Here is a 12539-nt window from a genome sequence, read left to right on the forward strand (position 1 = left end):
GGCCGCGCTGGCGACGATCTCGGGCAAGGTGCTGGCCCACCTCGAGCAGGTCACGCCGCCCGATCCAGCACGCCGTGCCAGCGCGCGCACGCAGCGCGACAAACTAGCCGGAATGGATACCGCTGACTAGATTCGGTCCGTGTCCGTCGAACCCTTGCGCTGCGCTGCCGGTGTGGTTGTCGATGACGACGGGCGCGTGTTCATCCAGCGCCGGTCGCCGACCCGCAAACTCTTCCCCGACACCTGGGACATCGTCGGCGGTCATCTCGAGCCCGGCGAGAGCCTCGAGGAAGCGCTGCACCGCGAGGTCGTCGAGGAGACCGGGTGGCGGGTGTCGATCGTGCTCGGCACCATCGGCGAGCACCGCTACGTCGGCGACGACGGGCTCGAGCGCCTGGAGACCGACTACCTGATCCGGGTCGACGGCGACCTCGCCCGCCCCCGCCTCGAGGCCGGCAAGCACACCGGCTTCCGGTGGATCACCCGCGACGAGATCGACGTGCTCGACGAGAACAACGGCGTCGACGACGGTCTCGTACGCCAGATCGTTGAGGGTGGTTTCGCCCTTTTACGCCAGATCGGCCTCTAGAACTACCGCACCGCTATCCTCCAGTCGGGAAGAGTTTTCTTTCCGTACACCTTGCTGCACCCCTTGGAGGAAGCGCCGGGATGATCGGCCTTGTGCTCGCAGCCGGCGCTGGCCGGCGGTTGCGCCCCTACACCGACACGTTGCCCAAGGCCCTCGTGCCGGTGGACGGCGAGACCACCATCCTCGACATCGCGCTGCGCAACCTCGCCGCGGTCGGGCTGACCGACATCGCGGTCGTGGTGGGCTACGCGGCGGAGACCGTCGAGAAACGCCAGCCCGACCTGGAATCCCGCTACGGCGTCAGGCTCGACCTGGTGCACAACGACCGCGCCGAGGAGTGGAACAACGCGTACTCCCTCTGGCTGGCCCGCGACCGGTTCGCCGGCGGCGCGCTGCTGGTCAACGGCGACACCGTGCACCCCGTCTCGGTCGAGCGCACGCTGCTCGCCAACCGCGGCCCCGCGGTGCTGCTCGCCGTCGACGACGTGAAGACGCTCGCCGACGAGGAGATGAAGACGACCTTCGACGCTGACGGGCAGCTCACCCGGATCACCAAGCTGATGGACCCGGCCGACGCGTTCGGCGAATACATCGGCGCCACGCTGATCGAGGCGTCGGCCGCCGCCGGCCTGGCCGAGGCGCTGGAGGCGACCTGGCGCCGCGATCCCGGCCTCTACTACGAGGACGGCTACCAGGAGTACGCGGACCGCGGCGGCGAGGTCCGCGCGGCCACCATCGGCGACATCCCCTGGGTCGAGGTCGACAACCACGCCGACCTCGCCCGCGCCCGGGAGATCGCGTGCCGCTACTAGCCCGCACCGTCACGACGCCGCTGGCCATCGAGGTCCGCCGCGGCGCCGTCGCCGAACTCGGCTCGATGCTGGTCGACCGGCGCATCTCCGCCGGCGGCGACGTCGCGGTCGTCGTCGGCCCCGGCCAGGGCGACCGGATCGCCGAGATGGTCCGCCCCGGCCTCGGCAACGCCGACGTCTTCCACGTCACCGGCGGCAGCCTCGACGCGGCCGTCGAGCTGGGCGAGCGGCTGCGCGGGCGCTCCTACGACGCGGTCATCGGCATCGGCGGCGGCCGGACCATCGACACCACCAAGTACGCCGCCACCCGGTTCGGCATCCCGATGGTCACGGTGGCGACGAGTCTGGCCAACGACGGCATCGCCTCGCCCACCTCGTCGCTGACCCACGGCGGGCGGCACAACTCGTACGGCGTGCACATCCCCATCGCCGTGATCGTCGACCTCGACTTCGTCGAGAACGGGCCCGACCGGCAGACCCAGGCCGGCATCGGCGACGCGCTGTCCAACCTCAACGCGGTCGCTGACTGGGAGTTGGCCCACCGCGAGCGCGGCGAGCCGATCGACGGCCTGGCCGTGACGCTCTCCCGGTCGAGCGCCGAGGCCCTCGTCAACCACCCGGGCAAGATCACCGACGACGCGTTCCTCACCACGCTCGCCGAGGCGCTGATCATGGGCGGGCTGGCCAGCGCGGTGCACGGCACCACCCGGCCGGTCAGCGGCGGCTGCCACGAGATCTCGCACGCGATCGACGCGCTGTTCCCAGACGGGGCCTCGCACGGCGAACAGGTCGGGCTCGGTGCATTGTTCTGCACCTACCTGCGCGGCGAGCAGGAACGGCTGGCCCAACTGGTGACCGCGATGCGCAGGCACGGCCTGGCCATTACGCCCTCCGAGATCGGGCTCACCGACGCACAGTTCGCCCAGGCGGTCGCGCAGGCACCGGCGACCCGGCCCGACCGCTACACGATCCTCGAGCACCTCGCCCTGTCGCCCACCGAGATCGACGCACGGCTGGAGGGGTACCGCGATGCACTCCGCGACCTTGTCGGCTGAGACCACGACACCCGGACCCACCGATTTCTACCGGGTCAACCGGGGCGGCGGGCTGTTCAGCGAGGCGTTGAGCCAGCGGGCCGGCGCGCTGTTCGCCGCGGCGGCCTACCGGCTGGGCATCGCGCCCACCCTGCTGACCGCCGGCAACCTGGTGGTCGGCCTCGGCACCTCGGCCGCGGTCGTCGCGCTCGCGTCGACCGACGTGCCGACCTGGGTGGCCGGGCTGATCGCGCTGCTCGGCTGGCAGCTCGCCTACGCCTTGGACTGCGCCGACGGCCAACTCGCCCGGGTCGCCGGTCGGACCAGCCCGGCCGGCGCGCGGGTCGACGTGCTGTGCGACATCGCGGTGCAGATCTCGTTGGTCACCGCGCTGTCCGCGGTGGCCGTCGACCAGCGGCCGTCGACCGCGTCCTGGGTCGTGGCGATGTTCGCCGGCACCTGGATGGTCAACCTCGTCACCTCCGTGATGCAGGCGGGCCCAAACGCCGGCAGCATGGTCACCTCGACCTCACTGCCGGTGCGGCTGGCCAAGCTGGTCCGCGACTACGGCGCGGTGGTCTTCCTGGCGGGCCTGGTGCTGCTGCTCGTTCCACAGTGGACCATCTGGCTGCTGATCGCCTTCACGGTCGTCAACGGCGGCTTCCTGCTGGCCAGCATCGCCTTCACGGGCCGCACGGCCCTGCGCTCCTAGCGAAAGGAACGGTCCGTTCCTAACGCTTTCCGCATAGGAACGGACCGTTCTTAACGCGCAGCACGGTCCGCCGTTAAGAACGGACCGTTCCTATAGCGAAAGCGTTAGGAACGGACCGTTCCTTGCACCAGGCTTGCGTACGTGTCGAGCAAGCGCTTCGTGACTACGTCCGGGTGGAACGTGCGTTCGTAGCGGGCCCGGGCCAGCGGGGCCTTCACGGCCGCCTCGACGCGTGCCACGGGCAGCGCGTCGGCCAGTGCCCCGGGATCCGCGGCGACCGTCCAGCCCGCGTCGCCCACCTCGTAGGGCACCCCGCCCAACGCCGTGCCCAGCACCGGCCGCCCGGCGGCCAAAGCCTCCAGCACCACCGTCGGCAGCACGTCGTGCCACGTCGGGGTGGCCAGCACCACGGCCGTGCCGCGCAGCGCGGCGTCGATGCCCGCCCGGTCCAGCCGACCCAGGAACACCACGTCACCCCGGACGGCCGCCACCGACTCGACCAGCGGCCGCAGATCGCCGTCGCCGGCGATGCGCAGCGGGCCGTTGGCGCCGTCGGGATGCCGCTGCCAGGCGTCCAGCAGCAGCCGGACGCCCTTCTCCTCGGAGAGCCGGCCCGAGAAGAACAGGAACCCGTCACCGAGCGGCGCGGGCGGCCCTGGGTCGGGGATCGCGTTCGGCTTGACCGTGATCCGCTCCGCCGGAATCCCGTACGCCACCAAATGATCTTTGATCGCGTCGGTCAGAGCCAGGTAGCCGTCGACCGAGCGCCACGTCGGCCGGTGCACGGTCAACGCGGTCGCCATCAGCACGCTCTGCGCCGCCGAGCCTCGGTAGCAGCGGTGCCGCACCGCCGGCAGCGGCAGCGCCTTGCCCCGGCAGTCGTGGCAGATGCCGCCGTCGCGGAAGTAGAGCCCGGACGCGCACACCTGGCGGTAGTTGTGCACGGTCTGCAGCACCGGCAGCCCGAACCGGTGCGCGGTCCGCACGATCCAGGGCGAGATCAGCGGATACGGGTTGTGCAGGTGCAGCACGTCCGGCCGATGGGTCCGGATCAGGTCGGCGAGGTCGTGCTGCGCCTTCGGCGCGTAGATCGGCGAGACCGGCAGCAGGGCCTTGGCGGCGGGCGACATGTCGGGAATCTCGTCGGAGCTGCGCAGGAACGGCAGCACCTCGACACCCGCCTCGGCGAGCTGTGCGATCTCCAGATCGACGATCGTGTTCTCGCCCGAGGGCTGGGCCTCGCGATATCTGTTGTGCGCGACGACGACCTTCATGGTTGGGTCAGGCTACCGTTGTCGACGTGCCCGAACTGCCCGAGGTGGAAGCACTCGCCGCATACCTGCGTGACCGTGCCGTCGGTCACCGGGTCCAGCGGCTGGAGGTCTCCGCCATCAGCGCGCTGAAGACCTACGACCCACCGCCGTCCACGGTCGCCGGCAAGGAGATCGTCGGCGCCGGACGGCACGGCAAGTTCCTCGATGTGATCTTCGAAGGCGATCTGCATCTGGTCGTCCACCTCTCCCGGGCCGGCTGGCTGCACTACCGCGACGCGTTCCCCAGCGCCACGCCGCTCAAGCCCGGCAAAGGCCCCATCGCGGTGCGGGTGCGGCTCGATGACGGGTCCGGTTTCGACCTCACCGAGGCCGGGACGCAGAAACGCCTCGCCGCCTACCTGGTGACCGATCCGGCCCTCGTGCCCGGTGTCGCGAAGCTCGGCCCCGACCCGCTCACCAGCGACCAGGCCGCGTTCGCCGCCGCTATCAAGAGCCGCCGCGGCCAGATCAAGGGCGTGCTCAAGGACCAGGCGGTGCTGGCGGGCATCGGCAACGCGTACTCCGACGAGATCCTGCACGCCGCCAAGCTGTCGCCGTTCGCGATGAGCGACAAGCTGACCGACGCCCAAATGACCACGCTGTACGAAGCCACCCAGACCGTCCTCAACGACGCCGTAGGTCGGTCCGTGGGGCAGAAGGCCGCTGAGCTCAAGGGCGAGAAGCGGTCCGGGATGCAGGTGCACGCCCGCACCGGCCTGCCCTGCCCGGTCTGCGGCGACACTGTGCGCGAGGTCTCGTTCGCCGACTCCAGCCTGCAATATTGTCCGACCTGCCAGACCGGCGGCAAGCCGCTCGCGGATCGACGGCTGTCCCGGTTGGTGCGCTGAGTGAGCGCGTGGAAGCCCTGCGTACGAACCTTTTTCGACGCACATATCGCTTCTTCCACGGCCACCAACTATCGGTATAGTGACCCGGTCCCGCACCGACGGCGCGGGGACGACCGCTCCGGCGGGTCCGGGCGTAATGTCTTTCTTCCGTCCACGGTTGACGTCCGTTGACATGGGAGACTGATGCGGTGGGCGACCGGAGCCCGTATGGCGAGTGGGCGGCACGCGTTACCCGGGAGGACGTGCGTGAGGTGACGACCAGCCTCGAGCGCCCGGTGACCAGCAACGGCCGCGGCGGCGTCGTGCGCCACGTCGACAGCTTCGAGATCCAGGTGCCTCCGCCGCCGCCACCCAACGGTGTGCCGCGGTCGGCCTGGGCCCGGGCCCGTCGCCGCGTTTCCCGCTGGCACCGCCCGTTCATCCTGATCCTGCTGGTGCTCGACTTCGCCGCGGCGGTCCTCGCGAGCTACATCGCGGTCACCGAGTTCGAGAAGGCCAGGGCCGGCTTCCAGGATCGCCCGACGCTCTTCGCGCTCATCGCCTACGTGTTCCTGCCGTGCAGTTGGCTGTTCACGCTGTGGGCCAACGGCGCCTACGACCGCCGCTACCTCGGCCTCGGCACAGACGAGTTCAAGCGCGTCGTGCGCGCCTCCCTCGTGGTGGCGGCCAGCATGTCGTTCCTGGTCTTTGCCACCAAGACCGATTTGTCCCGTATGACGGTCGGCAGTGTCCTGCTGGGCGCTTTGCTCCTGATCCTGATCGCCCGCTACCTCGCCCGCCAGGCGCTGCACCTCGTGCGCCGCCGCGCCGGCCAGGCCGGGCACCGGATGATCCTGATCGGCACGCTGCCCGAGGCGCTCGAGGTCTTCACCGCCGTCACCCGCAACCCGTCCGCGGGCCTGGTGCCGGTCGGCATCCACATCACCGACGGCTACGCCGCCGCCCGCGGCATCGAGACCCCGGTGCCCGTCTACGCCGGCCGCGACGTGCTCGGCCTCGTCCGCGAGCTCGGCGCCGACACCATCGCGGTGTGCGGCTCCGCCAGCGCGGAGCCCGGCGAGCTGCGCCGGCTGGCCTGGCAGCTCGAAGGCAGCGGCGTCGACCTGGTGGTGGCGCCGCAGCTGACCGACATCGCCGGCCCGCGCGTGCACATCCGCCCCATCGAGGGCCTCCCGCTGCTGCACGTCGAAGAGCCGACGCTGTCGGGCCCGGCGCTGCTGGCCAAGAACATGATGGACCGCGTGGCCGCGATGGTCGGCCTGGTCGTGCTGCTGCCGGTGCTCGCGGCGGTCGCGATCGGCATCAAGATCTCCGACAAGGGCCCGGTCTTCTTCCGCCAGCCGCGCGTCGGCCACGAGGGCCGCACGTTCCGGGTGTGGAAGTTCCGCACCATGTACGTCGACGCCGAAGACCGCCTGGCCGCCCTGGTCGACCAGAACGAGACCGACGGCATGCTCTTCAAGATCCGCCAGGACCCGCGGGTCTTCCCGTTCGGCCGGTTCCTGCGGGCGAGCTCGCTCGACGAGCTGCCGCAGCTCATCAACGTGCTCAAGGGCGAGATGTCACTGGTGGGCCCGCGCCCGCTGCCGGCCGACGACGGCGACTTCCTCGGCGACGTCCGGCGCCGGCTGCTCGTCCGCCCGGGCATCACGGGCCTGTGGCAGGTCTCGGGCCGCTCGGACCTCTCGTGGGACGAAGCGGTCCGCCTCGACCTCTACTACGTCGACAACTGGTCGCTCGCCTACGACCTGAGCATCCTCTGGCGCACCATCGGCGTCGTCCTGGCGCGCAAGGGAGCTTATTAGGCCCGCGGTGGGCGAAGGTTAGGAACGGACCGTTCCTCTGCGGAAAGCGTTAGTAACGGACCGTTCCTTTCGCCTGGCGCTGGGCGCGGCTGTCGTGGCGCCCGTCCGAGGGGTTCCTAAATCGGTGGTGGCGGGCGAGGATTCCGCGCATGAGTGCGGACCTGTCGACGGCGCTGGCGGTGCTGGCGCTCGTCAGCGCGCTCGCCGCCGCCGTCTACGCGGTCGTCCGGTTGCGGGCGCGGCTGGGTATCGCGACCGAGAGCCAGCGGGCGACCTACGAGGTCCTGCACACGGCCGGGTTGGCCGCCGAGCCGTTGCGCGGCGGGCTGACCGCCGCGAGCGCCGCCAAGGCCGCGCGGCATCTGCGGACCCTGGTCGGTGCGCCGGGTCTGGCGGTGGTTGACGACAGCGCGGTGCTCGCGCTGGACGGGCGGGGAGCACACCACTCGCACCAGTTGCAGGCCGCCGCGAAGAGGGCGATCGCCGCCGGGCGGTCGGCCGTGCTCCGCCAGGCGGAGCTGTCCTGTGACCGCGTCGACTGCGACGTCCGCGGCGCCGTGGTCGCGCCGATCCGCGGCGCGACGCCGGTCGCGCTGGTGGCCGTCGCCGACGACCAGCCGGCGCCCGGACTGGTGCAGGCGACCCTGGAGACCGCCCGCTGGGCCGCCGCACAGCTCGCCCTCGCCGAGCTCGACACCTCCCGCGAGCGGCTGGCCCGCGCCGAGGTCCGGGCGCTGCGCGCCCAGATCAGCCCGCACTTCATCTACAACGCGCTGACCGCGATCGCCTCGTTCGTGCGCACCGACCCCGAGCGCGCCCGCGAGCTGATCCTCGAGTTCGCCGAGTTCACCCGCTACTCGTTCCGGGCGCACGGGGAGTTCACCACGCTCGCCGAGGAGCTGCACTCGATCGACCGCTACCTGACCATCGAGCGCGCCCGGTTCGGCGAGCGGCTGCAGGTGCGCCTGCAGATCGCGCCCGAGGTGCTGCCGGTCAGCCTGCCCTTCCTGTGCCTGCAGCCGCTGGTGGAGAACGCCGTGCGGCACGGGCTGTCGCGCAAGCCGGGTCTCGGTATGGTGAGCATCGAGGCCCGTGACGCCGGCGCCGAGTGCCACATCACCGTCGAGGACGACGGCGTGGGCATGGACCCGGCGTCGCTCGTCGCCGGGGTGGCCGAGGCGGCCCTGACCGGTGTCGACGACGCGGGCGCGCACGTCGGCTTGTCCAATGTAGACGAGCGATTGCGGTCGGTGTTCGGCGATCAGTTCGGTCTGGTGGTGGAAACCGGGATCGGAGCGGGTACGAGGGTGAGTATGCGGGTACCGAAGTTCCACCCCGGCGTGCACGCGGCGGGCGGCGCGGCGTGACCGACCGAGGCTTCCTGCGCGTGCTGGCGGTCGACGACGAACCCCCGGCCCTCGACGAGCTCGCCTATCTGCTGCGCGCCGACCCCCGGGTGGCCCGGCTGCACACCGCGGCCGACGCGACCGACGCGCTGCGCGTCCTGCGCGACGCCGACGTCGACGTGGTCTTCCTCGACATCCGGATGCCCGGCCTGGACGGCATGGAGCTGGCCCGGGTGCTGCGCCGGTTCGCCCGGCCGCCGGCGATCGTCTTCGTCACCGCGTACGACGACGGCGCGGTCGACGCGTTCGACCTGGGCGTGGCCGACTACGTCCGCAAGCCCGTACAGGCCGAGCGGTTGAGCGAGTCGATCCGGCGCGTGGTCAGCGCGCGGGTCGTGCCCACCCACCCGGCCGCGCTGGCCCGCGCCGAGGAGGACCCGACGATCCCGGTCGAGCTCGCCGGCACCACCCGCATGCTCCCCCGGTCGGCGGTGCGCTGGGTCGAGGCGCAGGGCGACTACGCCCGGCTGCACACCGCCGACGGCTCGCACCTGGTGCGGGTGCCGCTCGCGACGCTCGCCGACCGCTGGGCCGACGCCGGATTCGTCCGGATCCACCGCTCCTACCTGGTGCAGCTGCGCCTGATCGCCGAGCTGCGGCTGGCCAACTCGGGCTACGTGGTGGTCGTCGACGGCGCCGAGCTGCCGGTCTCGCGCCGGCACACCCGGGAGCTGAAGGACAAATTGGTCCGCGCCGCCAAGCAGGACTGGAACCGATAGCGGGTTATCTGCACAGTTCGTTCACATCGCCGGACCGGGATCCGCACAGGGGCTTACTACAGTCCCCGGCATGAGAGAGCGCCGGATCCTGGTCGTTGAGGACGAGCGGACCATTGCCGACTCGATCGCCGCGCGGCTGCGTGCCGAAGGTTTCGCGGTCGGGCACGCCGGCGACGGTCCGTCGGCGGTCGAGGCCGCCCGGCGCGAGCCGCCCGACCTCGTGGTGCTCGACGTGATGCTGCCAGGCTTCGACGGGCTGGAGGTCTGCCGGCGCATCCAGGCCGACCGGCCCGTCCCGGTGCTGATGCTCACCGCCCGCGACGACGAGAACGACATGCTGGTCGGGCTCGCGGTCGGCGCCGACGACTACATCACGAAGCCGTTCTCGATGCGCGAGCTGGCCGCCCGGGTGCACGCGCTGCTGCGCCGGGTCGAGCGGTCACAGGCCATCGGGCCGCAGCCCATCCGGCTCGGCGATCTCGAGATCAACCAGGCCGAGCGCCGGGTCAGCCGCGCGGGCGTCGAGGCGCACCTCACCCCGACCGAGTTCGACCTGCTGGTCCACCTCGCCGGCCGGCCCCGCACGGTGCTGCCCCGGGAACGGCTGCTGGCCGAGGTCTGGGGCTGGGGCGACGGCGCCGGCACCCGCACGGTCGACAGCCACGTCAAGGCATTGCGCCGCAAGCTCGGCGCCGACCTGATCCGCACCGTGCACGGTGTCGGCTACGCGCTGGAGGTCCGGCCGTGAAGGACCTGCTCACCCGCACACTCGACCTGCTGCCCCGACCCCTCGACCCGGTCCGGTCGATCAAGCTCAAGCTGGCCCTGCTGCTGTTCGCCTCGGCCGCCGCGGGCCTGGCCTACTTCTGGTACGCCACCCAGTGGATCCCGTACATCACCTCGGCCACCGCGCTCCTGGTGGGCCTGGCCACCTCGCAGATCCTGGCGCACGGCATGACCTCGCCCCTGCGCGACATGACCGCGGCCGTCCGGGCGATGCGCCGCGGTGACTACACCCGGCGGGTCCGGGCCACCTCCCGCGACGAGGTCGGCGAGCTGGCCGACGCGTTCAACCAGATGGCCGCCGACCTGGCCGCGGCCGACCGGCAACGGCGCGAGCTGATCGCCAACGTCTCGCACGAGCTGCGTACGCCCATCACCGCGTTGCAAGGCGTCCTGGAGAACATCGTCGACGGCGTCGCCGAACCGGAGCCCGCCACGCTGCGCACCGCGCTGCACCAGACCGAGCGGCTCGGCCGGCTGGTCGCCGAGCTGCTCGACCTGTCCCGGCTCGACGCGGGCGTGCAGCCGATGCGCCGGGTCCGGTTCGACGTCGCCGAGTTCCTCGACGAGGTCGCCGACGAGGCCGCGGTCACCGCCAGCGGCGCGGGCCACGACATCAAGCTGGCGGTGCGCCCGCCCGCCGGCCCGGTCACCGTGCACGCCGACCCGGCCCGGCTGCACCAGGTGCTGGCCAACCTGCTCGACAACGCGGCCCGGCACAGCCCGCCGGGCGGCACGGTCTCGGTCGTCGGGCGGCTCGACGACGACCACGTGGTGTTCGAGGTCGGCGACGAGGGGCCGGGCATCCCGCCGGCACAGCGCGAATCGGTCTTCGACCGGTTCACCCGCGGCGACCGCGCCGTCGGCGGCGGCACCGGGCTCGGGCTGGCGATCGCCCAGTGGGTGGTGCAGATGCACGGCGGTGCGATCGCCATCGTCGATCCACCGTCCGGCACGGGTTGCCTGGTCCGGGTCTCGCTGCCCCGGACCGCCGCACCGGCACCCGCGGCGGTGACGGCATGACGGCACCGACCGCGCCCGCCACCGACCTCGCCGTCCGCAAGCCCCCTCCCCCGACCTGGTCCTGGCGGGGCCCGACCCGCGTGCCCGGCGCCGCGGTCCTGGTGGCCCTGTTCGCCGCCGCGGCCGTCGGCGCCGCCGCCCTGCCGCTCGACCGCGTGGGCGTCGGCTGGCTGATCGCCGGCACCGCAAGCATTCTTGCCCTGGCAGTAACGCATAGAAAGGTCACCTGGCGGCAGGCGGCCTGGGGTGCCGCCACCCTCGCCCTGCTCGGCGTCGGCAGCGTCCGCGCCGCCGCCTGGCTCTTCGTCCTCTGCGTCCTGACCGCCGCGATCACCGGCGCGCTGAGCCTGCTCGACCCGCGCGACCTCCGCACGATCCTCGCCGCGGTCGTCGTGCCACTCGCGGCCGCCGCACGCGCCCTGCCCTGGGTGCGGGCCGGCCTGCGGACGAGATTCGCCGGCCGGCCCGGCGTTCCCACCCGGGTCGTCGCGGTCAGCGCGGTCTCGCTGGTCCTGCTGCTCGTCTTCGGTGCGCTGTTCGCCTCCGCCGACGCGGTCTTCGCCGCGCTGGTCGACCGCATGCTCCCCGTGCTCGACGGCGGCGCGTTCGCCCGCGCGCTGGTGCTCTTCCCGGTGCTCTTCGCACTCCTCGCCGGCGCCGCCTTCACCCTCGTCGGCCCGCCGGCGATGACCCAGCACGACCAGCAGACCCGGTTCGCCTTCCGGCGCCTGGACTGGGCGATCCCCGTCGCCCTGCTCGACCTGCTCTTCCTGGCGTTCGTCGCGGTGCAGGCCACGGTCCTGTTCGGCGGCAGCCGGCACGTGCTCGGCGCCGGCGGCCCGACGTTCGCCGACTACGCCCGCGGTGGCTTCTGGCAACTGCTCGCGGTCACCGGCCTGACCCTCGTGGTGGTCGCCATCGCCGGCCGCTGGGCGCCGCGGACCGACCGCGCCGACCGGGCCACGATCCGGGTGCTGCTCGGCGCGCTGGCCCTGCTCGCCCTCGTGGTGGTGGCCAGCGCCACGTACCGGATGAACGTCTACGAGCAGGCCTACGGCTACACCCGGCTGCGCGTCCTCGTCATGGCCGTCGAACTGGGCCTCGGCGCGGTGTTCCTGGCGGTGCTGGTCGCCGGCGTCCGCCTGCGCGGCGCCTGGCTGCCCCCTGCCGTGCTGGCCATCGCCACGGGCGGGCTGCTGGCCCTCGCGGTGCTCAACCCGGACCGGTTCATCGCCGACCGCAACGTCGACCGCTACCTCGCCACCGGCCGGATCGACCTGAGCTATCTCGGCACGCTCTCCGCCGACGCCGTGCCGGCGCTCGACCGCCTGCCCGCCGACCACTGCGCGTGCCTGCTCCGGCGCGTGGCCGCCGACCTGGCCGACCGCCCGGACGACTGGCGCTCGGCCAACCTCGCCCGCCATCAGGCTCGCGCGCTGCTCGCCCGCGACCAGCCCGGCACCTGCCGCTAGGGGGTCTACCGCCGCCGGGGTGT

Annotated in this window: 12 protein-coding genes; 11 read left to right on the forward strand and 1 reads right to left on the reverse strand. The window is 72.2% G+C overall.

Annotated elements, in window-relative coordinates:
* The first annotated feature begins 139 nt into the window (after positions 1 to 139).
* The 4 genes from Air01nite_RS36050 to Air01nite_RS36065 all read left to right on the forward strand — a co-directional run bounded on the left by Air01nite_RS36050 (position 140) and on the right by Air01nite_RS36065 (position 3147).
* Positions 140 to 589, forward strand: coding sequence for an NUDIX hydrolase (locus tag Air01nite_RS36050; protein ID WP_203707879.1), 450 nt, complete (start codon positions 140 to 142; stop codon positions 587 to 589).
* A gap of 80 nt (positions 590 to 669) precedes the next feature.
* Positions 670 to 1401, forward strand: coding sequence for a phosphocholine cytidylyltransferase family protein (locus Air01nite_RS36055; protein ID WP_203707880.1), 732 nt, complete (start codon positions 670 to 672; stop codon positions 1399 to 1401).
* Complete coding sequence (locus tag Air01nite_RS36060; RefSeq protein ID WP_203707881.1) at positions 1389 to 2456, forward strand: iron-containing alcohol dehydrogenase family protein; 1068 nt, start codon at positions 1389 to 1391, stop codon at positions 2454 to 2456. Before Air01nite_RS36055 ends, Air01nite_RS36060 begins: the two co-directional genes overlap by 13 nt.
* Positions 2431 to 3147, forward strand: a complete 717-nt coding sequence (locus Air01nite_RS36065) for a CDP-alcohol phosphatidyltransferase family protein (protein WP_203707882.1) — start codon at positions 2431 to 2433, stop codon at positions 3145 to 3147. The genes Air01nite_RS36060 and Air01nite_RS36065 overlap by 26 nt, the downstream gene beginning before the upstream one ends.
* A gap of 104 nt (positions 3148 to 3251) precedes the next feature.
* Here Air01nite_RS36065 and Air01nite_RS36070 read toward each other — a convergent pair whose 3' ends face one another.
* Positions 3252 to 4421, reverse strand: coding sequence for a glycosyltransferase family 4 protein (locus tag Air01nite_RS36070; protein ID WP_203707883.1), 1170 nt, complete (start codon positions 4419 to 4421; stop codon positions 3252 to 3254).
* 26 nt (positions 4422 to 4447) lie between these two features.
* On the opposite strand from Air01nite_RS36070, the gene Air01nite_RS36075 reads away from it, so the two are divergent.
* From Air01nite_RS36075 to Air01nite_RS36105, 7 genes are all read left to right on the forward strand, one after another.
* Entirely contained in the window at positions 4448 to 5308 is an 861-nt protein-coding gene (locus Air01nite_RS36075; protein ID WP_203707884.1) for an Fpg/Nei family DNA glycosylase, read from the forward strand.
* Between the two features lie 242 nt (positions 5309 to 5550).
* Positions 5551 to 7113: a sugar transferase gene (locus tag Air01nite_RS36080; RefSeq protein WP_239091208.1), complete on the forward strand. Its 1563-nt coding sequence runs from the start codon at positions 5551 to 5553 to the stop codon at positions 7111 to 7113.
* Positions 7114 to 7262: 149 nt separating this feature from the next.
* Positions 7263 to 8480, forward strand: a complete 1218-nt coding sequence (locus Air01nite_RS36085; RefSeq protein WP_203707885.1) for a sensor histidine kinase — start codon at positions 7263 to 7265, stop codon at positions 8478 to 8480.
* Positions 8477 to 9238 (forward strand): LytR/AlgR family response regulator transcription factor, encoded by a 762-nt coding sequence (locus Air01nite_RS36090; RefSeq protein WP_203707886.1) that lies wholly within the window; start codon positions 8477 to 8479, stop codon positions 9236 to 9238. Before Air01nite_RS36085 ends, Air01nite_RS36090 begins: the two co-directional genes overlap by 4 nt.
* Before the next feature lie 70 nt (positions 9239 to 9308).
* Positions 9309 to 9986, forward strand: coding sequence for a response regulator transcription factor (locus Air01nite_RS36095; protein WP_203707887.1), 678 nt, complete (start codon positions 9309 to 9311; stop codon positions 9984 to 9986).
* Positions 9983 to 11044, forward strand: a complete 1062-nt coding sequence (locus Air01nite_RS36100; protein ID WP_203707888.1) for a HAMP domain-containing sensor histidine kinase — start codon at positions 9983 to 9985, stop codon at positions 11042 to 11044. The genes Air01nite_RS36095 and Air01nite_RS36100 overlap by 4 nt, the downstream gene beginning before the upstream one ends.
* The gene (locus tag Air01nite_RS36105) at positions 11041 to 12516 is read left to right on the forward strand and encodes a DUF4153 domain-containing protein (protein WP_203707889.1); all 1476 of its coding nucleotides are present in this window, start codon (positions 11041 to 11043) and stop codon (positions 12514 to 12516) included. Before Air01nite_RS36100 ends, Air01nite_RS36105 begins: the two co-directional genes overlap by 4 nt.
* Positions 12517 to 12539: the final 23 nt, after the last annotated feature.

Origin of the sequence: Asanoa iriomotensis, from assembly GCF_016862515.1 — a bacterium.
GTDB classification, from domain to species: Bacteria; Actinomycetota; Actinomycetes; order Mycobacteriales; family Micromonosporaceae; genus Asanoa; species Asanoa iriomotensis.

Excerpts from the sequence above, each read along its gene's own strand:
- Air01nite_RS36095 (WP_203707887.1), top strand. The coding sequence starts at position 9,309 with ATGAGAGAGCGCCGGATCCTGGTCGTTGAGGACGAGCGGACCATTGCC.
- Air01nite_RS36065 (WP_203707882.1), top strand. The coding sequence starts at position 2,431 with ATGCACTCCGCGACCTTGTCGGCTGAGACCACGACACCCGGACCCACC.
- Air01nite_RS36105 (WP_203707889.1), top strand. The coding sequence starts at position 11,041 with ATGACGGCACCGACCGCGCCCGCCACCGACCTCGCCGTCCGCAAGCCC.
- Air01nite_RS36085 (WP_203707885.1), top strand. The coding sequence starts at position 7,263 with ATGAGTGCGGACCTGTCGACGGCGCTGGCGGTGCTGGCGCTCGTCAGC.
- Air01nite_RS36055 (WP_203707880.1), top strand. The coding sequence starts at position 670 with ATGATCGGCCTTGTGCTCGCAGCCGGCGCTGGCCGGCGGTTGCGCCCC.
- Air01nite_RS36070 (WP_203707883.1), bottom strand. The coding sequence starts at position 4,421 with ATGAAGGTCGTCGTCGCGCACAACAGATATCGCGAGGCCCAGCCCTCG.